Genomic DNA, 23185 nt, shown 5'->3' on the forward strand with positions numbered 1-23185 from the left:
CGAGGAAGTGCCGCCCATGCCCCGCCGACCCGATCCCCGCAAGGCCCCCACGCCCCGGCCCAACCCGCTGGACGCGGCGAAGATCGAGTACATCGACTACAAGGACACCGATCTGCTGCGCAGGTTCATCTCCGACCGGGGCAAGATCCGCAGCCGCCGCGTCACCCGGATCAGCGCGCGGCAGCAGCGCCAGATCCCCAAGGCCGTCAAGAACGCCCGTGAGATGGCGCTGCTCCCCCACGCCTCGACTCCGCCGAAGGGGAGCGCTTCCCCGCGCTAGACCGCCGCACGAGCCGCTCGCGCGGCGGTCGTTCGGAGCGGGGGGCGTGGTCCAGAGCATGGCGCTGGTCCAGAGCGTGAGGGCGGCTCAGGCCGTGAGGGCGGCTCAGAGCGTGAGGGCGGCTCAGAGCGTGGCGGACGCGTCGCCGATCGCCTGGTCGAGGACGGCCAGGCCCAGGGAGAGTTCGTCCTCGGTGGCGGTCAGGGGCGGGGCGATGCGGAAGACCCCGCCCATGCCGGGGAGTTGGACGATGTTCATGTGCAGGCCGAGTTCGAGGCAGCGGCGGGTGACGCGTGCGCCCAGCTCGTCGGAGCTCTGCTTCGTGTCGCGGTCGACGACGAGTTCGAGTCCGGTCAGCAGGCCACGGCCCCTGATGTCGCCGACCACAGCGTGGTGTTCGGCGATCTCCGCCAGGCCCTCGCGGAGGAACGCGCCGAGCGCGCGGGCGCGTTCGTCGAGCCTGTCGGCGATCAGGACGTCGAGGACGGTGTTGCCGACGGCCGCCACGAGCGGGTCGGCGGCGTGCGTGGTGAAGAACAGGAACCCGCGGTCGTACGCCTCCTGTTCGATCGCGGCGCTGGTCACGACGGCCGCCAACGGCAGTCCCGCGCCGAGCGTCTTGGACAGGGTGAGGATGTCGGGGACGATGCCGTCGCGCTCGAACGCGTACCAGGTCCCGGTGCGGCACAGACCGGTCTGGGCCTCGTCCAGGATCAACAGCATCCCGCGCTCGCGGCACTTGTCGCGCAGGGCCGCGAAGTAGCCGGGCGGCGGCTCGATGACACCGCCCGAGCTGAGGATCGGCTCGACCAGGCACGCGGCCAGGCTGCCGGTGGACTGCGCGTCGATCAGGTCGAAGGCGAAGTCGAGTTGGCGGCGCCAGTCGAGCGCGCCGTCGGGCGTGGTGAAGTCGGGCCGGTACGCGTTCGGTACGGGGATGGCGAAGTTGCCGGGCGCGGCCGGCCCGTACCCCTTGCGGCCCGCGCTGTACGTGGCGGACGCCGCCGCCTGCGTCATGCCGTGCCAGGAGCGGGCGAAGGAGACGATCTCGTGCTTGCCGGTGACGAGTTTCGCCATCCGGATCGCGGCCTCGTTGGACTCGGCGCCGGTCGTCAGCAGCAGCACCTTGTCCAGGGGCGCGGGCAGGGTGTCGGACAGCCGCCGGGCGAGGTCGACGACCGGCCGGCTGAGCATGCCGCTGTAGAGGTGGTCGAGGTCCGCGATCTGCCGCCGGACGGTCGCGACGATCGCCGGGTGCGAGTGCCCGAGGATCGCGCTCATCTGGCCGGAGGTGAAGTCCAGGATCTTCCGGCCGTCGGCGGTGTACACGAAGCTTCCGGCGGCGCGTTCGATGATCTCGGGGGTGAACTCGGGTCCGTAGCGCACGAGATGCCGTTCGGCGTCGGCCCAGAAGCTCTCGGCGGACGGCGGGGCGGACGGGACGGCCGCGGGGCCGGTGATCACGCCGGGGGTCGTGCCCGCGGTCGTACCGGTGGAAGCGCCCGTGGAGGTGCCGGTTGAGGCGCCGGTAGTGGACGTGGGGGTGCCAGTGCGGGAAGCAGCCATGGCCTCGACGGTAGGCGGCCCGCGAGCGACACGTCCATCGCACATTTCCAGCTGTCCTGTTCGGTAGATCCGCACAAGAATGGCCCCATGATGAATCCCTGGCGGCTGCGGCTGCTCACCCAGCTCGACACGCTCGGCACCATCCGGGCCGTGGCCCAGGCCGCCAGCCTGAGCCCGTCGAGCGTGTCGCAGCAGCTCGCCGTGCTGGAGACCGAGACCCGTACGCAGCTTCTGGAACGCACCGGACGCCGGGTGCGGCTGACCTCGGCCGGGCTGATCCTCGCCCGGCGGGCGCGCGCCGTCCTCGACCACATGGACAGCGTCGAGGCGGAGCTGCACGGCTTCGGCGAGGAGCCCGCCGGACTCGTACGCCTGGGCGCGTTCCAGAGCGCGATCCACACCATGGCCGTGCCGGTCGTGACCCGACTGGCCCGTGAACACCCGCGCCTCGACATCGAGTTGCTGCAACTGGAGCCGCACGAGAGCATGCCCGCGCTGCGCGGCGGCGACGCGGACGTCATCATCACCACCACCGACTTCGACGAGCTGCCCCTGGGCCCCGACCTCGACCTCGTCCCGCTGGCCAGGGACCCGATCCTGCTGGTCGTACCGCCGGAGCACCCCGCGGCGGGACGCGGCGCCGCGGACCTCGCGGCGTACGCGGACGAGCCGTGGTCCTTGGACATGCCGCAGTCGTACATGGCCGGGCTGGCCCTGCGGCTGTGCCGCCAGGCCCAGTTCGAACCGCGCGTGGTCTGCCGCTTCAGCAACTACATGATGACCCTCCAGCACGTCGAGGCCGGGCTCTCCATCACCCTCCTCCCCGGCCTGACCGTGGCCCACAGCCGCTACCGCGTCGCCACCCGCGAGCTCGCGACCCCCGTGTCCCGTACCATCACCGCCGCGATCCGCCGCGGCTCCCCGCCCCGCGCGGCCGTCCACGTCGTCCTCGACGCCCTGCGCCAGATCACGGACCTCCCCCTGCCCCTCCCCGGCTCCGTGGCCGGGCCACCGGACACGCCCTAGCATCGTCCCGACCGCAGGGACCGTCGACCGCCGCCAACCCGAGGTGTCCTCCATGACGCAGCTCGTCCGTCACGTCGTACGCGACCAGGTCGCGACGATCACTCTCGACTCGCCGCACAACCGCAACGCGCTCTCCTCCCGACTGGTCGCGGAGCTGACCGAGGCCCTGGAGTCCTCGGGCGCTGACACCGATGTGCGCGCGGTCGTCCTGACCCACACCGGGCGTACGTTCTGCGCGGGCGCCGACCTGTCGGAGGCGGGCGGCGGCTCGATGACGGCGGCGACGCAGGCGATCGTCTCGCTGCTCGGCCTGATCGTGGAGCTGCCCAAGCCGGTGATCGCGCGGGTCACCGGGCATGTACGGGCCGGTGGGATGGGCATCGTCGGCGCGTGCGACATCGCGGTGGCCGACGAGGGCGCGTCCTTCGCCTTCACCGAGGCGCGGATCGGCGTCACGCCCGCGATCATCTCGCTGTGCACGCTGGACGTCATGGAACCGCGCGCGGGCGCGCACTACTACCTGACCGGCGAGACCTTCGACGCGGCGCGCGCCGCGCAGATCGGCCTGATCACCTCGGCGGCCCCGGCCGACGGGATCGACGCCGCCGTCGCCCGCTTCACCGCCGCCGTCCGCGAGACCTCACCGCAGGGTTCCGCCGAGACGAAGAAGCTGCTGACGGCGGACCGGCGGCGGCGGATCGCCGCGGACGCGAGCGACCTCACCGCCCTGTCGGCGCGGCTGTTCGCCAGCGAGGAGGCGCAGGAGGGCATCCGCGCGTTCATGGAGCGCCGCCCGCCCCGGTGGCGCGCCGCCGGGTGACTCCGCGCGGTACGGCCACGGACCGCCTGGGCGTGGCCGGTGTCTCGGTGCCGACCTTCGCTTCCGCCGCCGACCACCGTGGACCGCCGCCACGCCGACACGTCACCGATCGGCGCGGGCGGCGATCGAGCGGGCACGCAGGTGGACGGGGCGGTCGACCATGTGGCCGTCCACGAGCCTCACCTCGTCCTCCGTGGTGAGTTCGAGGACCCGCAGGGCCCAGGCGAGTTCGTCCGGGTCGGGGGCGAGGGCCTCGTGGACGGCGGGCACTTGGGCGGGGTGAATGCACAACTTGCCGGTGAAGCCGCTGTCGAGGGACGCACGGGCCTGGGCCAACACCGTTTCCCGGTCGCGGACTTCGGTGCAGACGCCGTCCACGGGAGCGGGCAGTCCCGCGGCGGCCGAGGCGGCGACCAGGGCGAATCTGGCGGGGACGAGCCGCGCGGTGTCGTCGGGCCGCAGCCCCAACTGGGCGCAGAGGTCGAGGTGTCCGAAGACCAGCCGGACGACGCCGGGCGCCGCCGCGATCAGCCGGGCGTCGAGGACGCCGACCGCCGTCTCGATCAGCGGGAGCACGGCGGAGCCGGGCGGCAGGGCGGCCAGGACCGCCGCGACCGTGGCCGCGTCCTCGGCTTTGGGGACGACGACCGCGACGGGCGCGCCCGCCGCGCCGAGCGCCGCCAGATCCGCCGAACCACGCTGCGTGCGGGGGTCGTTGACGCGGATCACCACGCCGGGCGCGCGACCCAGCAGCGCCGTCGCGTTGGCCAGCGCGGCCTCCTTCGCGTCGGGCGGCACCGCGTCCTCCAGGTCGACCACGACCGCGTCCGCACCGCCGGCGAGCGCCCGGTCGAACCGTTCGGGCCGGTCGCCCGGCACGAACAGGAAGGACCGGGCGCGGCCCAGCGCGTCCGCGACACCCGTACGGTCGCCTCCGCCGTACGGGCCCGCGCTCTCGTTGTCCTCGGAAGGTGCCATGGCTGATCCGCTCTCCTTCGATGGTGCCCGGCGGCGACGGCGCGGCCGGTTCAGTCGGCGGCGGGTGCGGCGTCCCGCGCGGTCATCCGTACGCAGCAACGCCCTTGTGACCATGCCTCGATGGACAGGGCGCCGTCCTCCCGCCCGGCCGAGCCGACGGTGACCTCCTGGCAGACGTAGGCGGTCGAGGTCAGCCGGTAGGTGAGGTGCGTCGGCGCGGCGCCGAGGCGGTACCGGGCGTGTTCGGCGCACCAGAGGGCGAGCAGCGGGCCGTGGACGACGAGGCCGGGGTGGTGCTCGACCTCGCGGACGTACGGGGCGTCGTAGTGGATGCGGTGCAGGTTGTAGGTGAGCGCGCTGTACGCGAACAGGTAGCGCTCGTCGGGGACATGGGTGGCCGACGGGGTGACCGGGGACACCGCGCCTCCGGTGGTGGCGGTGGGCGGTCCGATGTCGGCCGCGCGGCGGTAGACGATGTCGCGCTGCTCCCTGATCCGGTCCTCGCCCGCGACCGACCACACGTGGTCCTCGGTGACCAGCAGCAGCACGCCGGAGCGGCCCTCGCGCACCCGGACGTCGGCGACGCGGCTCATGCGGTCGACGCGGTCGCCGACCCGCAGCGGCGCGACGACCTCCACCGTGCCGCCGCCGAACATCCGCCGCCGGTCGGCCAGCGGGGGCAGCAGCGCCCCGCCCTTAGGGTGTCCGTCGGCGCCGATCCGCTCGATCCCGACGGCGTCGCGCAGCAGCACCTCGTGCCAGAGCGGCGGCAGTTCGGCGCCGTCCTCGGGGGCGGGTACGTCCAGCAGCGCGGCGAGCTTGTCGGTGGTCCCCCGCTCCACCGCGCCGCTGACCTGCGCGGGCTCCGGTCGCCAGGTGGCGGCGATCTTCTCGAATTCGGGGGCGGTCAACGGCCTCTCCTGCCCACGACCGGGCCGCGCACCCGCACGCTCGACGCCATGGCCACCGGCCTTTCATATATGATTTCTCCAGATCGTACATGATGTAGGGTGAACGCCGTCCCAGCAGGGGAAACCGGCGGAGAACCCGGCAGAGGATCAGCGGAGAGAGTGGGTGCGGCCGGTGACGGACGGGCGCCGGAGGTCCGACGACGTCGCCTCGTACGTACGCGATCTGATTGTCTCGGGCGGGGTCGCGCCGGGTGAGTTCCTGCGGCTCGAACCGCTCGCCCAGCGGCTGGGGCTGAGCGTCACGCCGGTACGCGAGGCGATGGGTCTGCTGCGCGGCGAGGGATTCGTGGAACTGGAGCCGAACCGCGGCTTCGTCGTGCTGCCGCTGTCCCGCTCGGACATCGAGGACATCTACCGGGTGCACGCGTTCGTCTCGGGTGAACTGGCCGCGCTCGCCAGCCGTCGCCTCACCGCGGAGGCGCTGGACGGGCTCGTGGCGCTCCAGGAAGAGCTCGTCGCGGCACACCGGGCAGGTGACGCCGCGCGGGTGGAACAGCTCAACCACTTCTTCCACCGCGAGATCAACCGGGCCGCGGGCTCCCCGCGCCTGCTGTGGTTCCTGCGGACCGCGTCGCGTTACGCGCCCCGGATGTTCTTCTCCGGCGTCGACGGCTGGGCGGAGGCGTCCGCGCACGACCACGAGGCGATCCTGACCGCACTGGCGGACCACGATCCGGACGCGGCCCGTACGGCGATGGCCGACCACGTCCGGCACGCGGGCGAACTGCTGGCCCGGCACCACGAGAGCCGCTGACGCGAGCCCGACTCCGGTGCGGGGAGCCGGTGTTGAGCTCCTCCCCGCCGACAGAGCAGGGACGTCGGGCCGTGGCCTCGCGCACGTCGACCCGGTTGAGGGCGGCGGCCAGGTCGGGCGATCTCGATCCGGGCGACGGCGGCGCCGCGTCGGCGCGGGCCGTGGTCGTTCAGCAGCCGTCGAAGGATGCCGACCCGGCGGCGATCCGCTCCGCGCGGCCGGACCCCGAATTCAGCGGCGCGCCCTCGCCCGCGATCTTCCCGGTGGACCATTCGCCGAGGTGCCCCGGACACGTCGAAGGTGTGGTTCATGCCGACGACCACGGCGGCGAGGGGTTGACCGCCAGCCGTTCGAGGACCCGCCCGTGGAGTCCGTCGGGGCACGCCGCGCCGGACTCGACGCCCGGACACCGGCCATCAGACCGCTGACGATCGTGGCGGCCGTCGTCCGGGACACGCCCGCGTGGCGGACCGACCCGGCGCGGTGCGGCGGCCCGCGGGCGAGCAGCAGGGTCAACATCCGCTCCCGGCTCGTCGGCCGCAGGACCCGCGGCGAGCCACCGCTCTTCTGACGCGTGGCAGGGAGATCACCCGCGCAGGCACTCTTCCTGCCGGAGCGCACGCCCTTCCCCTCGCTTCGACCGCCCAGCCGCACCCGAGACGGCGGCATCTGCGACCGCTGCGGTGCCAAGCACCTGATCGACATCGTCGGAAGGCTCGCCCCGCGTCCGCGCCGCATGGCGTCGTACGGCCCCGAACCCTCCGCTCTGGGCGTCGCCCGGCCGGTAATCTCCGGGCCATGGGAGAGCATCGCGAGCGCTCGGCGCGTCTGGTGCCGGGGATCCTGGCTGTCCTTCAGGCGCTCTGGTGGGCTGTGGCCGCGCTGGGGCGGGACGCGTCGCCCGGTCCGGTCCGTACGGCGCTGGCCGCGGCGGCCGTCGCGGTCGCCTTCGGTGCGATGGCGGTCCGGCGTGACGCCCCGGCCGCGGCCCTGGCCGCCGCGGTCGCCGCCGTGGTGGGCGCGGACGTCTCGCGGGTCCTGGCCTGGGCGCCGGTGACCGTTCCGGCGGTGCTCGTCGCGCTGTACTCACTGGCCCTGCGCCGTACCGCGGGCGCGTCGGCGCTCGGGGCGCTCCTCGCCGCCCTGACCGTCGGCTGCCTCGTGCTGTGGCATGGCGCGCAGCCGCGGATCGTCGCGGCAGGCGCCCTGCTGGCCTGTGCGGGCGCGGCGGCCGTATGGGTACGGGGCCGGTCCCGCCGATGGCGCCGGGCACTCGGTTCCGCGCGGGAGGAGTACGCCCGGCGGGCGCCCGACCTGCTCCGGCACACCGCGCGCGGTGAACGCCGGGGTTTCGCGGCCGAGTTGCACGACGTGGTGGCGCACCGGCTGACGGGTGTCACGGTGTCGGCCGCCGCCGCGCTGCGGCTCGGACGTGAGGACCTGATGGCGGAGGCCACCCGGCACGCGGGCCACGAGGGGCGGCTGGCGCTCCTCGAACTCGACGCGCTGGCCGACGCGCTCGCGGTGCCCCGCCGTCTGGAGGAGGTCGACGCCCTGGTGGCGGCCTTCCCCGGTGTCCGCTACACCCGCACGGTCGCCGCCCTTGAGCCCGCGGTGGAGCCCGCCACGGCCTCGCTGGCCTTCCGCGTCGTCCGTGAGGCGCTGACGAACACCGTCCGGTACGCGGCCGGAGCGACGGTGGAGGTGCGGCTGGCCCTCGAACGCGGCGACCTCGTCGTCCATGTGCGGGACAGCGGCGGCACGCTCGCGGTCGCCGACCTCGGCAGCGGCAGCGGCCTGACCGCGCTGGCCGAGGCGGTCGCGGCCGACGGCGGGCGGCTGACGGCGGGCCCGGTGGGCACGGGGTGGCGGGTCAGCGCGCGGCTGCCGCTGGCGACCGGGCCGACCGCCGTACGAGAAAGCGCCCGTTTCAGGTCCGGTCGGCGCGGCCCCGCGGCACTGGACGCGGCCCTCGCCCTGCTCGCCCTGGCGGTTCCGCTGGGCGCCGGTCTGCTGCCCGGCGGCGGCCCCGACGTCTTCCCCGGCGGCGCCGGGGCCACCGGCCACATCGTGCTCCTCGCCCTGCTCGTCCTGCACGCGCTGCCGCTCGCCCGGCGGCGTACGGCTCCGCGAAGCGGCCTGCTGGCGGCCTCGGCCGTGGTGCTGCTGTGGCTCGGTTGCGACCGGCTGGGCGTCACCGCGCCGCACACCACGGACTTGCTGCTGTGGTGCTGGTGGGGCGATCTGGTGCTGCTGTACTCGGTCGCGGCCCGCGCGCCGACCGCCCCGGGCGCGCGGCGGACCTGGCCTGCGGTGCTCGGCGTCGCCGCGGTGGCGGGGCTGGCCATGGTCAGCGAGGACGTGCGGCGGGTCGCGCTGGGCTGGGCGGTGTTCGGCGCGCTGGCAGCGGTGCCCGCGGCGGCCGTCTGGGCGTGCGGGGTCCGGTCCTGCGGGCGCCGCCGCACCGGAGCCGACAGCGAGAGCGCCCGGCGAGCGGCGCTGAACCGGGCGGCGGCCGAGGCGGCGCGGGCCGAACGGCTGCGGCTGTCCGCCGAACTGCGCGCCACGGCGCGCCGCCCGGTGGCGGCCATGGTGACCGCGGCCGACGCCGACGACCTGCCGCAGGTGCTGGCCGAGGCGCGCGGCGGCCTGCGGGCGCTGCGTGAGCTGCTGACCGAGGTCCGCGAACCGCTCGACGCCGACGACGACGTACCGCCGCCCACGGTGGCGGGCATCGCCGCCCTGGCCGCCAGGCACCGCGCGACGGCCCGGCTGACCGGGCGCGTGCGGTCGCTTCCGGCCGCGATGGAGGTCGCCGCCTACCGGTCGGCGGAGGCGCTGATGTCCGACGAGGCGCGGGTCACCGTGCACTACGCGGCCGACGGGGTCGAGGTCGTCGTCCATCGCCGACCCCAGGCCGGACCGTCGCTGCGGCGGCTGCACGCGATGGCCGACGCCGTCGGCGGTACGCTCGCGACGACCGGCGACGGCACGGTCCGCGTATGGCTTCCCGAGGTGGTGCCGGCATGATCCGGGTGACGGTCGCGGACGACCAGGCCGTGGTGCGGGCCGGTATCGCCGCGGTGCTCGACGCCGAGGCCGATCTGAGCGTCGTCGGCCAGTGCGCCGACGGGGAGGCCGCCGTGGCCCTCGCCGCCGAACTGCGGCCCGACGTGGCGGTGGTGGACATCCGCATGCCGAGGCTCGACGGCATCGCCGCCGCCGCGCGTATCACCGCCGACGTGCCGCAGACCCGCGTCCTGGTGCTGACGACCTTCGGCCTGGACGAGTACGTGTTCGCCGCGCTGCGGGCCGGGGCCGCGGGGTTCCTGCTCAAGGACGCCGAACCCGAGCGCGTCATCGACGCGGTGCGGGTCGTCGCCGCGGGGGACGCCCTGCTGGACCCCGGCATCACCCGCCGTCTGATCGACCGTTTCACGTCCGCGCCGGGTCCCGACGACGCGGCGCCGCTGGCCGCGCTCACGCCCCGGGAGACCGAGGTGCTCGTCCAGGTGGCGCGCGGCGGGACGAACGCGGAGATCGCCGAGGCGCTCGGCATCAGCGCGGCCACCGTCAAGGACCATGTCGCCGTCGTCCTGGGCAAGTTGGGCGTACGCGACCGCGTCCACGCCACCATCGCCGCGTACGAGTCGGGGCTGATCCGGCCGGGCGTACGCCGACCCCGCCGGACGGCGGGGTCGGTCCCCGCCGTCCGGCCGTCGCGCCCCCCTGTCGATCCGGCCCCTGAGCAGGAGGAACGCGGCCAGGGGCGCTCATAGCGTTTCCGACATGGCACAGACACTCCTACGCCGCACCGCTGGCGTCCTGCTCCTTCTGGTGGCCGCGGTTCTCGGGCTCGCCGCGGCCGTGGCCGGTTTCGTCGGCGCGGGCGCGGCCACCGCTTCCGTCCCGCTCCTGGTGGCGGCGGCCCTCGCCGTCCTGTTCGGCGTCACCTTCCTCGTGGCGTGGCCCGGCTTCGTACTGTTCGGCGTCGCCCGTCGGCGCCGGGCCGCGGTGATCTCCGCCACCGTGCTCGCCGTGGTGGCCGCGGCGCTGTCGGGGGCGACCGTCCTGCGGCCGATGCCGCGGCCCGCGGACGAGAAGGTACCGCCGGACGTGCGTTTCTGGGCGCTGCCGACCGGCTCCCGGATCGCGTACCGCGAGGCGGCGGCCACGGGCACGGCCAGGCCCGCACCGGTGATCTTCCTGCACGGCGGTCCGGGCACCGCCAATGACGACATCTCGCAGGCGGGCCGCGCGCTGGCCGCCGACGGCTTCGACGTCTACGCGTACGACCAGGTCGGCTCGGGACGCTCCAGCAGGCTGCGCGACGTGACGCAGTACACCGTCGCCCGGCAGGTGGCGGATCTGGACGCCATCCGCCGGACGATAGGCGCGGAGAAGATCATCCTGGTCGGCCAGTCCTGGGGCGGCTCGCTCGCCGCCCACTACATGGCCGCGCATCCCGACCGGGTGGCCAAGGCCGTCCTCAGCTCGCCGGGCGTGCTCTGGTACGGGGCCTTCCCCGACGGCGAGACCGGTGAGCTGTGGGACCGGCTGACGCCGGAGGCCAGGAAGCGGGTCGACGAGCTGACCAACACTCCCCGGATGATCGCCATGGCCCTGCTCCAGTCGGTCAACCCCGACGCGGCGCACCACCTGGTCGGCGACCGGGAGGCCGACCAGCGCTTCCGGGAGATCCTCACCACGTCACTGCCCGCCGCCCAGTGCCCCGGCCGGCCCCCGGCGCGGCTCCCGGACAACCGCACGGGCTTCTACGTCAACCAGTTCACCATCGACGACGCCAAGCACCTGCCGGACCCGCGTCCCCGGCTGCGCACGGCGCGCATACCGACGCTCATCATGCGCGGCGAGTGCGACTACAAGAAGTGGGAGGTCACCTACGACTACAAGCGCACACTTCCCGACGCGACCCTGGTGTACGTGCCCGGCGCCGGGCACGCCATCGCGATCGACCGGCCCGCGGTCTACGAGTCGGCGCTCGTGGCCTTCCTGCTGGACCGGCCGCTTCCGTTGCGGCCCTACACCGGGACGGCTCCGCCGTCGTGAGGCACCCGTGAGATGCCGTGAGATGCCCGTGAGATGCCAGCGTGCGATGCCCGTGCGGTGACAAACGACAAACCCCCGGGGGCATTTCACGCTCCCACGGAATTCACGTGCCCACGGGAAAAGGCCGCCCCGGCGAGTGCCGGGGCGGCCCTAAATTTCCCTGCCGCTCGCTGTGTCAGCGGTTACGGTGGCTGCCGTAGTACTCGCCCACCTGCTGGTGGTATCCGGCGTCGCCGACGTGCTTGTCCTTGTCGAACTCAGGGGAGTTCTTGATCTGCTCCTTCGTCAGCTCGACGAAGATCTTCTGGTCCGCCGCGTCGATCGACCTCACGGTGCCGGCCGGGAGCAGTACGTGCTTGCCGAAAATCCACACACCCGTGTCGACCACCAGATATGCGGAGTCGGCGTCATCGGAGTGCTTGTCGACCTTTCCGATGTGGCCGTCGGTCGCCTCGACCTTGTATCCGATCAGGTCGGTTCCCGCCGTGTGGCCGGAGGTCTGCTCGTAGCCCCAGATATTGTCACTCATGTCGCGGCTCCTTTATCGCAATTTCCGTCCCGATTCGCGGTAGTGACGTTGTGTCATCCGATAGTCAGTGACGCTTACTCACACCGTCGCGTGCCCGCCCGTCCCGCACGCACACCTCATATGCCGAAGATTATTGCCGTGCGGCAAATATTCGTCTGAGCAGCGGAAACGGCGTGGTGCTCCGGCCGGACGCCCGGCGTCGAGGTGTGATCGGGGTCACGACAAAAGCCCGCCGGGCCGGAGAATCGCTCTCCGCCAGCGGGCTTCGCGCGGCCCTCGGGCCCTCGGTCAGAGGCGCAGCAGGCGCTCGGTGAGTTCGCGGTAGTCGCGCAGCAGGCCCACGGCGCCATCCGGGACGCCGTCTGCGTCCTGCCAGCGGGCGCGCAGGACGCGCAGCCGCTCGGCCAGCACCTCGGCGAGGTGGCCGCTGGCCGCGTCGAGGGCCTGGTCGGCCTCGTCCAGCGCCTGGCGCGGACTCTCGCCGAAGGAGCCCGCGGCCCGCTGGAGGAGCGCGGCGGAGTCGTCGCGCTCCTTCTGCGGCAGCAGCGGCTCGGGCCGGGACTCGCGCTTGGCCCACCGTTCGGTGAACGCCGGATTCTCCGCCCCGGTCGCGGGCTGCCGTGCGCGTTCGGCGTCATACATCATGTGAAGTGCCACTTCTCTCTGCCGTGCGGGGTCGTGATCCGGGCCGTGGTGTCGTGCCGACGCCCACCCGAACACCATGAGATCGGTGGAAGCTGAAGGCTGTGGCGTGCCGAAGGCGCGCCGCGTACCGCCCTACGCCGTACTGGCCAGTGAACTCCGGGCGTCACCGCATGTCAACGCGTCATCGGCCGACCGGGGCGCGCCCGGGCGGTTCCGCCTCACGAGAGCTCCGCCGCGTGGCGCGGGTCCCGGGGGTGGCGTAGGAGATGACGGTGCCGGGTCCTTCGAGTGCCCGGGCCAGGAGCCGGTCGACGGGGACACCCCGGATCGAGGCGTCGAGCACCTGCACGGTGTGGGCGACGGGCAGCCGCTCGCCCATGCGGGCCAACGTGGTGGCGACCTGCATCCAGCAGCCGGGGTTCGCGGTGACCATGATGTCCGCGCCGGTCGCCAGGACCGCCTTGGCCTTGCGTTCGCCGAGTTCGCGTGCGGGCTCCGCGTGCAGCAGGTTGTACGTGCCCGCGCTGCCGCAGCAGATCTCGGCCTCCGCCAACTCCCTTGTCTCCAGGCCGGGAACGGCCCGCAGCAGTCGGCGCGGCTGGTCGCGTACGGCCTGCGCGTGCGCCAGGTGGCAGGCGTCCTGGTAGGCGACGGTCATGGGGAGCGGGTGCCTGGGGGCCACCGGGCCCAATTCGTCGAGGAGTTCGGTGATGTCCTTGACCTTGGCGGCCAGCGCCTCCGCGCGGCGCGCCCAGTCGGGCTCGTCGCGCAACTGGTGGCCGTACTCCTTGAGGTTGGACCCGCAGCCCGCGGCGTTCACCACGACGGTCTCCACCCCCGCCGCCTCGAACGTCTCGATGACGGACTTCGCGAAGCCCTCCGCCTCGGGGGCCCGGCCCGCGTGCGCGGACAGCGCGCCGCAGCAGCTCTGACGTCGCGGTACGACCACGTCGCAGCCCTCGGCGGCCAGGACGCGTACGGTCGCGGCGTTCACGTCGGGGAAGAAGGTCCCCTGGACGCAGCCGGTGAGCAGGCCGACGGTACGGCGGCGGGCGCCGACGGCGGGGGTGTGTTCCGGCAGCTTGTCGACGTGGCCGAGCCTGGGGGCCAGCGACTCCATGGCCTGGAGGGGGCGCGGCAGCCGTCGCAGCACTCCGCCGCGGGCGAGCAGCCGCCCGAGACCGCTCGCCTGGTAGACGCGCAGCGGTCCGCGCAGGGCGCGCAGACGGCGGGGGTAGGGGAACAGGCCGTAGATCAGGGCGCGCAACAGCCGTTCGGCGCGCGGCCGTTGGACCCGGCGTTCGAGCTGGGCGCGGGTGCTCTCGATGAGCTTGTCGTACTGCACGCCGGACGGGCAGGCCGTCACGCACGCCATGCAGCCGAGGCACTGGTCGAGGTGACGCACGCTGCCGGCGTCGAAAGCGTCACCTTCGAGTCCGGCCTTCATGATGTCGATGCGTCCGCGCGGGCTGTCCATCTCCTCGCCCCACAGCACATACGTCGGGCAGGTGGGAAGGCAGAAGCCGCAGTGCACGCAGTCCCCGACGAGCGCCGCGTCCGGCGGGTGGTGGGCGTCGAAGGCGCTGCCGGGCGGCGGCGCGCTGCCCGGCATGCCGAGGGCGACGGTGGCGGCGCCCGCGCTGGGCGCGACGGACACACCGAGTACGGGCGGCACCGGGACCGGGGGCTCCCCAGAACCCCGTGGCGGGAGCGACCCGTTGGAGGCGCCCGCTGAACCCCCGTCCGGGAGCGACCCGTTGGAGGAGCCCTTGAAAGCGTCCTTGGAGGAGCCCTTAAAGGCGTCCTTGGACGTATGCGCCGAATTCCCGTGCGGAAGGGGCCCGTTGGGGGTGTCCGCGGCCATCTAGAGTCCTCCGAGCAGTCGGCCGGGCGACAGGCGCCGCTCCGGGTCGAAGCGGTCCTTGACCCGCGTCATCAGGTCGAACGAGTCGGCGACCGGCCCCCAGTGGTCGAGCGCGGCGCGCGCGTCGTCGGCGGCGATCACCACCGCGGAGCCGTCGTACGGGGCGATCGACGCCCTCAGCGCCGCGAGGTCGGTGTCGGTGGGCACCGCCATGTACGCCACTCCCGTGCAGGCCGACGCGGTGCCCGAAGCGCCGTCCGGGAGGGCGTCGAGCACGCGGGGCAGCGCGAAGGGTTCGTGGGCAAGCCGCAGGACGAGGCCGCCGGTCGGCCGCGCTCCGAACCAGCCGGGGACCTCGTCCGCGTGCGCCCCCGCCCCCAGCAACGCGATCGCGGCACGCGACTGGGCGCGTACGGAAGCGGCGCTGCTCTCGAAGAGCACGGTCAACTCCCCCGCCCGCGAAGACCAGTTGAGTTCGACGGCGGTGGGGGTGAGCGTGGAGCGGGCGAGCAGCGCGGCGTACCTGCCCGCTTCGGCGCTGTCCTGTACGGGCACGGTGACCGCGCCGGTGACCGGGGGCAGCGGGTGGAGGCGCCAGGTCGTGGAGACCAGGACGCCGAGGCCGCCGTGCGCTCCGGTGTAGAGCTTGCCGAGGTCGTATCCGGCCACGTTCTTGACGACCTTGCCGCCCGATCGCGCGAGCGTGCCGTCGGCCAGGGCGACGGTGACGCCGATGAGCAGGTCGCGGGCGGTGCCGTAGCGCAGTCGGCGCGGCCCCGAGGCGTTGGCGCTGACGATCCCGCCGAGCGTGGCGCCCGCTTCCGGCGGGTCGAGGGCGAGCGTCTGGCCGTGTTCCGCGAGCTGTCGTTGCAGGTCGGCCAGTGGCACCCCGGCCTCGGCGACGACCACGAGGTCGCCGGGCGCGTACTCCACGACCCGGCCCAGTCCCGCGGTGCGCAGCAGCAGGTCGCAGGAGGTGGCAGGGGCGGCCCAGCCGGTCTTCGTACCGCCGCCGACCGGGACGACGGTGCCGGTGGTGCTCCGCAGGATCTCGGCGACCTCAGCGGCGGTCGCGGGTTCGACGGTCTCCGCTGCGGTCGCGGGTTCGACGGTCTCCGCTGCGGTCGGGGGTTCGGCGACCTCGGCGGCGGCCACGGTCTCGACGGTCTCGGACCGTACGGCGCCCGCCTGCGCGGTGTCCGGACGCGCGCGGTGCGGTGCGGTCATCTCAGAACACCTCGCCCAGCGCCGGATCGTGCGTGTCGGCGGCGGTGCGGACGCCGGGGCGCTCCCCGCACAGCCGCGGGGTCGGGAACTGCTTGCCGGGGTTGGCGATGTTGTCGGGGTCGAAGGCGCAGCGGACGAGTTGCATGGTGTCCAGGTCCTCGTCCGTGAACTGCCGGGTCATCCGCGACTTCTTCTCCAGGCCGACGCCGTGTTCCCCGGTGATGGAGCCGCCCGCGTCGACGCACAGGTCGAGGATGGCGAAGCCCAGCTCCTCGGCGGCGTGCGCGGCGCCGGGGACGGTGTCGTCGAAGAGGATGAGGGGGTGCAGATTGCCGTCGCCCGCGTGGAAGACGTTGGCGACGCGGATCCCGGCGCGCTCGGCGAGGCGGCCGACCTCGGTGAGGATCTCGGGCAGCCGGGTGCGCGGGATGACGCCGTCCTGGACGTAGTAGGCGGGACTGATCCGGCCGACGGCCGCGAAGGCGGACTTGCGGCCCTTCCACATCAGGGCGCGCTCGGCGGCGTCGCGGGCGATGCGGGTCTCGAACGCGTGGCGCGCGGCGGCCAGTTGCTCGACCTGGACGAATTGTTCGTCCACCTCGACGTGGGGGCCGTCGAGTTCGATGACGAGGACGGCGACCGCGCCCCGCGGGTAACCGCAGTTGACCGCGGCCTCGGCCGCCTCGATGGCGAGGGCGTCCATCATCTCGATGGCCGCGGGCAGGATGCCCGCCGCGATGATGTCGCTGACCGCTCCCGCCGCGTCCTCCACGGTGTGGAAGCCGACGAGCATGGTCTGCACGGATTCGGGCGCCTGGATGGTGCGGACGGTGACCTCGGTGGCGACGCCGAGCGTGCCCTCGCTGCCGACGAACGCGCCGAGCAGGTCGAGGCCCGGGTGTTCGGGCGCGGTGCCCCCGAGGTGCACCACCTCGCCGTCGGGCAGGACGACTTCCGCGCCCATGACGTGGTTGACGGTGAAGCCGTACTTGAGGCAGTGCGCGCCGCCCGCGTTCTCCGCGACGTTCCCGCCGATGGAACAGACCTGCTGCGATGACGGGTCGGGCGCGTACGCCTGGCCGTAGGGGGCGGCCTCGCGGGTGACCGACAGGTTGATCACGCCGGGCTCGACGACGACGCGGGCGTTGTCGGGGTCGACGGAGACGATCCGGCGGAGCCTGGACAGCACGATGAGGACGCCGTCGGCGACGGGGACGGCGCCGCCGGACAGCCCGGTACCGGAGCCGCGGGCGACGAACGGGACTCCGGCCTCGGCGCACAGCCGCACCGCCGCCACGACGTCGTCGCGGTGTTCGGCGAGGACGACGACGGCGGGCCGTACCCGGAAGTTGGTCAGGCCGTCGCATTCGTAGGTGCGCAGTTGGGCGGGGTCGGTGAGGACCTTCTCCGCGCCGATGGAGGCGCGCAGCCGGGCCGCGAGCCCTGGCGCCTTGGGCGTGGGCCGGTCCGCGTCGGCCGGGACGGCGGTCATCGCGCACTCCTCCGCTTGATTCCACTCCTCGGTAACTGAATACCGAATGATGGAAGAATGCCGTCGCCTTCCGAGCACGTCAAGGGTGGCGGGTGGCATTCGTCACCCCCGCACGGACCACCCCTCCCGCCCCAGACGGCCACCGGCCGCGACCGCCGCCGTCCGTCCGGGCTTGGAACAATGGGGCTCGATTCAGCAGCTAGAGTGCTGAATCATGGAACTGCGCCAGCTCGAATACTTCGTGGCGGTCGCCGAGGAGCGGCACTTCACCCGGGCAGCCCAGCGCATGCTGGTCTCCCAGTCCGGGCTGTCCGCCTCGGTGCGCGCGCTGGAGCGCGAGCTGGGCTCGCCGCTGTTCGTCCGTACCACACGCAGCGTCGAACTCACCGGCGCCGGGCGGGCGTTGCTCGTGGAGGCGACCCGTACGCTGGCCGGCGCCCGCGCCGCGCGGGAGGCCGTCGCCGCGGTGCAGGGGCTCCTGCGCGGCACCCTCTCGGTCGGCATCGAGCAGTGCGTGACCATCGACATCGGCGACCTGCTGGCCCGCTTCCGCGCCCGGCACCCCAATGTCGAGGTCCGGCTGCGCCAGGCGGGCTCGACCGTGCTCGCTGGCGACGTGGCCGACGGCCATCTCGACGTCGCCTTCGTGACCCTGCCGGGAGCGCCGCCCGAGGGCGTACGCCTGCTGCCGCTGACCACCGAGCCGATGGTGCTGCTCTGCGACCCCGGCCACCGGCTGGCGGGCGAGCCGCAGGTGAAGTGGGCGGACCTCGACGGCGAGACCTTCGTGGACTTCCACGCCGACTGGGGCGCCCGGCAGCTCACCGACCGGGCCTTCGCCGCCTGCGGCGCCTCCCGTCAGGTCGCCCTCGAGGTGTACGACGTGCACACGGTGATCGACCTGGTCCGCTACGGGCTCGGCATCGCGGTCGTCCCGCGCCCCATCGCCCGCAAGGAGTCGGCCGCGTCGCTGTGCGCCGTGCCGATCACCGGCGCCGAGGACCCGGGCTGGCCGGTCTCCGTCGCCCTGCCCGACGACGACCGGCCAGGACCGGCCGCGCGGGAACTCCTGTCGTACCTGGACCGCTGACCGGATCACGCCCGTCCCCCGTCCGCGCGCCGTGCCCCCGCCATAGGGTGGCCCCAACGCGACGAGGGGGGCGGCGTGATCACCGAGCCCGAGCTGACGGACGGGTCGGGCGACGACCGGCCCGTCGATGTCATCGGCGACGACGACCGGCCGCGGGAGCCGCGCGGCGGACGGCTGTCCGGTGTGCGCCGGCGGCGCGGGCCCTGGGTCTGGGCGCTCGCCGGGGCCGTCGTCGCGTCGGCGGCCTGGGCCGGCGCGCTGCGGGGTGCCGACTACGGCCGTACGGCCCCGCCCGACCTGCACGGATACCGCCTCGCGGATCCGTGCACCGTGGCGGCGCTCCAGCCCCTCGTGGACATGATCGGCCTGTCCTCGATGAGCGAGATCCCCGGACCGACGAACGTCGGCAGGACGCTCGACCACATCGCGTGCCGCCTGGTCGGCAACACGTCGGAGAACGACGGCTGGATCACCTCGTACACCATCTCGGTCAGCGTCGACCTGCACAAGAAGACCGACCCCCGGACGGAGTTCGAGGACGGACTGAAGGCGCGGGACGCCGACCCGGCCGAGCCGGCCGCCGGCAGCGGCGTGGTCATGGTCCACGACCCGCGGACGAGCAGGCCGGTCACCGGCCTCGGCGACCGCGCCTTTCTCACCGGTGACTCCACGAGCCAGACCGTGGACGTCCTGCACGGCGGCGCCGTGTTCTCGATCGAGGCCGGCGCCACCGAGGAGTGGATCGGCGCGGGCGAGCGCCCGACGGACGCGGACGGCTCACCCGAACCCCCGCCCCATGTCGACACGAAGCGGTTCGGCGCCCAACTGCCCCGCGCCGTACGTCACTTGATGAGCGTGCTGTCGGCGCGCTGACGAACCCCGCGGCTCAGCCCCAGAGCGCCCGCGCCAGCGCCGTACCGGCGAAGGCCGCGCCGAGCCCGGCCGCCACGCTCGCCACCGCGTTGGCCGCGGCGAAGAAGCGGGCACCGCTCTCGGCCAGCCGCAGCGTCTCGTAGGAGAAGGTCGAGTAGGTGGTGAGGGCGCCGCACAGGCCGGTGCCCAGCAGCACCTGGACCTGGGACGAGGCGGCGCCCTCGGTGACCGCGCCGGTCACGACGCCGAGGACGAGACAGCCGACGACGTTGACGGTGAAGGTGCCCCAGGGGAAGAGGCTGTCGTGCCGGCTCTGGACCGAGCGGTCGGTGAGGTAGCGCATCGGAGCGCCGACCATGGCCCCGACGATGACCAGCAGCCAGTTCATCGCGCCTCCGCCTCGTCGGCCCGCCGTGCCCGCTCGGCCCGGTCCGCGAGCCGCCCGAGCACCACGTGCCGGGTCGCGGCCGCCGCCAGCCACACCGCGGCGAGGGCGGCGAGCAGCGTGAGCGCCAGATACGCGAGCGCGGTACGGGCCTGCCCGCCGTCGATCAGGGCCCGGATGTCGGTGGCGTAGGTGGAGAAGGTGGTGAAGCCGCCGAGCACGCCGGTGCCGAAGAAGGGCCGCACCAGACGGTGCGTGTTCCAGACGTCGGTGATCAGCACCATGAGGACACCGATGACCGCGCAGCCGACGACGTTGACGATCAGCGTCGTCCACGGGAAGGCGCCGGAGGCCGTCGGCCAGAGCAGCGCGGCCCCGTAGCGGGCGCACGCGCCGATCGCGCCGCCGACCGCGACCACGGCGACGACCGGGGCCTGGCCCTCGCGCGACGCTTCGCGCTGTGCCGGGTCGTGCAGATCGATGTCGGGGTCCACGGGTTCGTCGGGCGTCACGGGCCGGACTTCTGCCACTTTCGTCTCCTACTCACCGGGCACGCCCAAGCTTGGCGTGCGCGCGTCGCAAGTAGGGACCGTTGACGGCTGTGTCGCCGTGGTTCGGGTACGGCGGGCCCCACCGCCGCGCGGTGCTCCGGGGAGCGCCGCAGACCGCCATGCTACCCGGCGCGGTACGAGGGGCGCGTGGGAGTCTGTCTCCTGCCGGAGCCACGCGACCGCGAGGGAGAGTCCCTGTGCCGACCTACCAGACCTCGATCACCGTCGACGCTCCCGTCGAACGCGTCTGGGAGGTGCTCGTCGCCGTCGAGGACTGGCCCGCTCTCACGGCGTCCATGACCTCCGTCCGCCCGCTCGACGCGGACGGCGCGAGCCGGAGCGGGAGCGCGGACCACGTCGTCGCCGTCGGACGCCGATTCGCGGTCGAGCAGCCCAAGTTGCGCAAGGCGGTGTGGACGGTCACGGCGCTGGACGAGGGTTCCCGGTTCTCATGGCGGTCCGCGGTTCCCGGAGTGACCACGAGCGGCGACCACCTGGTCGAGCCGGAGGGCGACGGCACCCGCCTCACCCTGGTGCTCACCCAGCGCGGCGCGCTGTCCGGCCTGGTCGGCCTGGTGGCGGGCGGCCTGACCCGCAGGTACCTGGAGATGGAGGCCCGCGGCCTCAAGGAACGCGCCGAGTTGCCCGCCGCGGAGTAGCGGCCACGGCGCGCCGCCACCTCATGTGGCGGCCGTCACAGCAGATTCTCTCCCGTGGATGTCGACCGGACGTCCGGCCCCAGGCGTATGCGTGATGAGGCCGAAGAGAACTGGGAGCCGTTGTTGACCGCTGAGGAGTTCGAAGAGTTCTACGCCCACGCGGTCAGACGGCTCACCGGTCAGCTCTATGTGATGCTCGGCGATCTGCCGGAGGCGCAGGACGTGGTGCAGGAAGCGTTCGTCAGGGGCTGGAGCCGACGGCGGCAGCTCGCGAGGGACGGCAACCCGGAGGGCTGGATCCGTACGGTCGCCTGGCGGCTCGCGGTCAGCCGCTGGCGCGGCCGTCGGCGCTCGGAGGAGGCGTGGCAGCGGTACGGCGGCCCGCCGTCCGTCGAGGAACCGGGCCCCGGCACGGTCGCCCTGGTCTCCGCGCTGCGCGAACTGCCGCCAGGACAGCGGCGGAGCGTCACCCTGCACTACGTGTGCGACCTGTCCGTCGACCAGATCGCCGCGGAGACCGGTGTGTCCAGCAGCACCGTCAAGACGCACCTGGTCAGGGGCCGGGCCACGCTCGCCCAGCATCTGCCGGAACCGCACGCAGAGGAGCCCCCTGGTGCCTGATACCCACGAGGAGCGCTTGAGGTCCGCGTTCAAGAACGCCGCGGCGGACGGTCGCCGCGCGGCGACGCCCGCGCCCCCGACCGTCGTCCGCGCCCGCGGCGACCGCAAGCGGAGGCAGCGGCTCGCGACGGTCGCCGCGGTGGCCTGCGTCCTGATCGGCGGTACGACCGCGTCGCTGGTCACGCTGCTGCCCGGTGACGGCGGCGCCGTCCCGCCCGCCACGAGCCCGGGGCCCGCCACCACCGGCCCGAACGGCCTCCCGTCGTCGACCGCGACCTCCGACTACCCGGTCCGCACCTACCCGCCGACCGGCACGGTCCACATGACGACAGCCCGCTAAGCACTCCCCCCCGTCGCACCCCGCCCCGGCCGCACCGGCCGGCCGGGCAGTCCGGCATGCCCGGAACCGTCACCCGTACGTCGTCGCCCGCGCCGTCGCCCGAGCGGTCCGTGGCAGCCCCCTCAGGAGCACGACCATGCCCAAGAGCGCCTTCTCCCCGCCCGCGACCGCGCCCCGCCCCGTACCGTCCGAGCCGCCGGACCGTACCGTCCCGCTCCGCCACCGGCTCCCGGGGCGTCTGCCGCTCCCCCGCCTCGGCCCCACCGACCGCGCCGTGCTCTGGCTGTACGCGCTCACGCGGGTCGGCGTCTGGACGACCGCGTACTGCACGGGGCGGCTGTTCACCGGCGACGGCAAGGCACAGCGGGCGCCCTCGATGATGTCCCGCTGGGAGCAGTGGGACTGGGGCTACTACCTGCACATCGCGCGCGACGGCTACTTCCCGGCACCGGTGCAGGGAGCCGTTCTCGGCAGCGGCGCGGCCACGCCCGACAACCGCGAGGCGTTCTTCCCCGGCTTCCCGCTGCTGCTGCGCGCCGTGCACCTGCTGATACGCGACTGGACCGCCGCGGGGCTGCTGATCTCGTTCGTGGCGGGGGCCGTCGCCGTGCTGTCGCTGGCCCGGATCGCCGCGCTGGACGGCCGGTCCGCGCGTACGTCCGTAGCCGGGCGCGGCGCGGACCGGCTCCCGGACGACGGGAACGGCACCGGATCGCGCGCCGTGCTCTTCCTGCTGCTCTCCCCCTGCGCGGTCTTCCTCGCCGCCGGGTACACCGAGGCGCTGTTCCTCGCCTTCGCGCTGCCCTGCTGGCTGGCCGCCAAGCGCGGGAACTGGCCGCTCGCCGCCGCGCTGGCCGCCGCCGCGACCACCGTCCGGATCAGCGGCCTGTTCCTCGGCGCCGCGCTCGTCGTCCAGCTCCTGACCTCCGGGCCGCTGACCAAACGGCTGCGGCTGCTGCACTGGCCGGCGCTCTCCGCGCTGCCCGCGCTCGTCTACGCCTGGTATCTGCACGCGCGCACCGGCGACTGGATGGCCTGGAAGCACGCGGAGGAACGCGGCTGGTACCGGACGTTCCACTCGCCGTGGCAGGCGTGGCGGCACACCTGGGACGGCGCCTTCGACCACACGCAGGCCACGCCGTACGCGCTGCTGTTCCAGTTCGAACTCGTCGCCATGGCGGTCGGTCTGGCGCTGCTCTGCCTGCTGCTCAAGCGGCGCCGCTGGCCGGAGGCCGTCTACCTCGGGCTCAGCCTGTGGGCGCTGGGCACCTCGTACTGGTACATGTCCGTGCCGCGCGCCTCACTGCTGTGGTGGCCGCTGTGGACGGGGCTGGCCGCCTGGAGCGTACGACGCCCCTGGCTGACCACGGCGTACGTGTGCGTCGCCGCGCCGCTGGCCACCGTCCTCACGGTCGCCTTCACCTCGGGACGGTGGGCGGGCTGA

The 23185-nt window shown here is 73.7% G+C and carries 24 protein-coding genes; 14 read left to right on the forward strand and 10 right to left on the reverse strand.

Annotated features, from left to right (window positions below; all coding sequences use genetic code 11):
- Positions 1–16 precede the first annotated feature (16 nt).
- Complete coding sequence (gene rpsR / locus ACFY9V_RS23180) at positions 17–280, forward strand: 30S ribosomal protein S18 (RefSeq protein ID WP_391162673.1); 264 nt, start codon at positions 17–19, stop codon at positions 278–280.
- 123 nt (positions 281–403) lie between these two features.
- Here the strand turns inward: rpsR and ACFY9V_RS23185 are convergent, their stop codons facing one another.
- Entirely contained in the window at positions 404–1846 is a 1443-nt protein-coding gene (locus ACFY9V_RS23185) for an aminotransferase class III-fold pyridoxal phosphate-dependent enzyme (protein ID WP_391162674.1), read from the reverse strand.
- A gap of 87 nt (positions 1847–1933) precedes the next feature.
- On the opposite strand from ACFY9V_RS23185, the gene ACFY9V_RS23190 reads away from it, so the two are divergent.
- Positions 1934–2872: a LysR substrate-binding domain-containing protein gene (locus ACFY9V_RS23190; protein ID WP_391162675.1), complete on the forward strand. Its 939-nt coding sequence runs from the start codon at positions 1934–1936 to the stop codon at positions 2870–2872.
- Between the two features lie 52 nt (positions 2873–2924).
- A complete protein-coding gene (locus ACFY9V_RS23195) occupies positions 2925–3692 on the forward strand; it encodes an enoyl-CoA hydratase family protein (protein WP_391162676.1) in 768 nt (255 codons plus the stop codon).
- Positions 3693–3794: 102 nt separating this feature from the next.
- Here ACFY9V_RS23195 and ACFY9V_RS23200 read toward each other — a convergent pair whose 3' ends face one another.
- Both ACFY9V_RS23200 and ACFY9V_RS23205 read right to left on the reverse strand, forming a co-directional pair.
- Positions 3795–4670: an aldolase/citrate lyase family protein gene (locus ACFY9V_RS23200; protein WP_391162677.1), complete on the reverse strand. Its 876-nt coding sequence runs from the start codon at positions 4668–4670 to the stop codon at positions 3795–3797.
- A 50-nt stretch (positions 4671–4720) separates the two neighbouring features.
- Positions 4721–5581, reverse strand: a complete 861-nt coding sequence (locus tag ACFY9V_RS23205; RefSeq protein WP_391162678.1) for a MaoC family dehydratase N-terminal domain-containing protein — start codon at positions 5579–5581, stop codon at positions 4721–4723.
- A gap of 172 nt (positions 5582–5753) precedes the next feature.
- Here ACFY9V_RS23205 and ACFY9V_RS23210 point away from each other — a divergent pair, with 172 nt between their 5' ends.
- The 5 genes from ACFY9V_RS23210 (at position 5754) to ACFY9V_RS23230 (ending at position 11465) form a co-directional block, all read left to right on the forward strand.
- On the forward strand, positions 5754–6395 hold the full coding sequence (locus ACFY9V_RS23210; RefSeq protein WP_355335028.1) for a GntR family transcriptional regulator: 642 nt from the start codon (positions 5754–5756) through the stop codon (positions 6393–6395).
- A 364-nt stretch (positions 6396–6759) separates the two neighbouring features.
- The gene (locus ACFY9V_RS23215) at positions 6760–6966 is read left to right on the forward strand and encodes a hypothetical protein (RefSeq protein WP_391162679.1); all 207 of its coding nucleotides are present in this window, start codon (positions 6760–6762) and stop codon (positions 6964–6966) included.
- A gap of 227 nt (positions 6967–7193) precedes the next feature.
- On the forward strand, positions 7194–9425 hold the full coding sequence (locus tag ACFY9V_RS23220; protein ID WP_391162680.1) for a histidine kinase: 2232 nt from the start codon (positions 7194–7196) through the stop codon (positions 9423–9425).
- Complete coding sequence (locus ACFY9V_RS23225; protein WP_391162682.1) at positions 9422–10174, forward strand: response regulator; 753 nt, start codon at positions 9422–9424, stop codon at positions 10172–10174. Before ACFY9V_RS23220 ends, ACFY9V_RS23225 begins: the two co-directional genes overlap by 4 nt.
- A 10-nt stretch (positions 10175–10184) precedes the next feature.
- Entirely contained in the window at positions 10185–11465 is a 1281-nt protein-coding gene (locus ACFY9V_RS23230; RefSeq protein ID WP_391162683.1) for an alpha/beta fold hydrolase, read from the forward strand.
- 175 nt (positions 11466–11640) lie between these two features.
- Here ACFY9V_RS23230 and ACFY9V_RS23235 read toward each other — a convergent pair whose 3' ends face one another.
- From ACFY9V_RS23235 to ACFY9V_RS23255, 5 genes are all read right to left on the reverse strand, one after another.
- Positions 11641–11994, reverse strand: a complete 354-nt coding sequence (locus tag ACFY9V_RS23235; RefSeq protein ID WP_391162685.1) for a PRC-barrel domain-containing protein — start codon at positions 11992–11994, stop codon at positions 11641–11643.
- 288 nt (positions 11995–12282) lie between these two features.
- Entirely contained in the window at positions 12283–12639 is a 357-nt protein-coding gene (locus ACFY9V_RS23240; protein WP_355335042.1) for a hypothetical protein, read from the reverse strand.
- A gap of 181 nt (positions 12640–12820) precedes the next feature.
- The gene (locus tag ACFY9V_RS23245; protein WP_391162686.1) at positions 12821–14503 is read right to left on the reverse strand and encodes a heterodisulfide reductase-related iron-sulfur binding cluster; all 1683 of its coding nucleotides are present in this window, start codon (positions 14501–14503) and stop codon (positions 12821–12823) included.
- Complete coding sequence (locus ACFY9V_RS23250) at positions 14504–15730, reverse strand: FAD-binding protein (RefSeq protein ID WP_391162687.1); 1227 nt, start codon at positions 15728–15730, stop codon at positions 14504–14506.
- A 1-nt stretch (position 15731) separates the two neighbouring features.
- Entirely contained in the window at positions 15732–17222 is a 1491-nt protein-coding gene (locus tag ACFY9V_RS23255) for an FAD-linked oxidase C-terminal domain-containing protein (protein ID WP_391162688.1), read from the reverse strand.
- Between the two features lie 214 nt (positions 17223–17436).
- Between ACFY9V_RS23255 and ACFY9V_RS23260 the strand changes: the two genes are divergently transcribed.
- On the forward strand, positions 17437–18312 hold the full coding sequence (locus ACFY9V_RS23260) for a LysR family transcriptional regulator (protein WP_355335053.1): 876 nt from the start codon (positions 17437–17439) through the stop codon (positions 18310–18312).
- A gap of 75 nt (positions 18313–18387) precedes the next feature.
- Positions 18388–19185, forward strand: coding sequence for a hypothetical protein (locus ACFY9V_RS23265; protein ID WP_391162689.1), 798 nt, complete (start codon positions 18388–18390; stop codon positions 19183–19185).
- Between the two features lie 13 nt (positions 19186–19198).
- On the opposite strand, the gene crcB (ACFY9V_RS23270) is transcribed toward ACFY9V_RS23265, so the two are convergent.
- Both crcB (ACFY9V_RS23270) and crcB (ACFY9V_RS23275) read right to left on the reverse strand, forming a co-directional pair.
- Complete coding sequence (gene crcB, locus ACFY9V_RS23270; RefSeq protein ID WP_391162691.1) at positions 19199–19573, reverse strand: fluoride efflux transporter CrcB; 375 nt, start codon at positions 19571–19573, stop codon at positions 19199–19201.
- On the reverse strand, positions 19570–20100 hold the full coding sequence (gene crcB, locus ACFY9V_RS23275; protein ID WP_391162692.1) for a fluoride efflux transporter CrcB: 531 nt from the start codon (positions 20098–20100) through the stop codon (positions 19570–19572). The genes crcB (ACFY9V_RS23270) and crcB (ACFY9V_RS23275) overlap by 4 nt, the downstream gene beginning before the upstream one ends.
- Before the next feature lie 218 nt (positions 20101–20318).
- On the opposite strand from crcB (ACFY9V_RS23275), the gene ACFY9V_RS23280 reads away from it, so the two are divergent.
- From ACFY9V_RS23280 to ACFY9V_RS23295, 4 genes are all read left to right on the forward strand, one after another.
- Positions 20319–20780 carry an SRPBCC family protein gene (locus ACFY9V_RS23280; protein ID WP_391162694.1) on the forward strand — a complete coding sequence of 154 codons (462 nt, stop codon included), beginning with the start codon at positions 20319–20321 and terminating at the stop codon, positions 20778–20780.
- An 87-nt stretch (positions 20781–20867) separates the two neighbouring features.
- Entirely contained in the window at positions 20868–21401 is a 534-nt protein-coding gene (locus tag ACFY9V_RS23285) for a SigE family RNA polymerase sigma factor (RefSeq protein ID WP_391162695.1), read from the forward strand.
- Entirely contained in the window at positions 21394–21741 is a 348-nt protein-coding gene (locus ACFY9V_RS23290) for a hypothetical protein (protein WP_391047884.1), read from the forward strand. The genes ACFY9V_RS23285 and ACFY9V_RS23290 overlap by 8 nt, the downstream gene beginning before the upstream one ends.
- Before the next feature lie 136 nt (positions 21742–21877).
- Complete coding sequence (locus ACFY9V_RS23295; protein ID WP_391162697.1) at positions 21878–23185, forward strand: hypothetical protein; 1308 nt, start codon at positions 21878–21880, stop codon at positions 23183–23185.

This window comes from Streptomyces sp. NPDC008317, from assembly GCF_042955955.1.
Classification (GTDB): Bacteria; Actinomycetota; Actinomycetes; order Streptomycetales; family Streptomycetaceae; genus Actinacidiphila.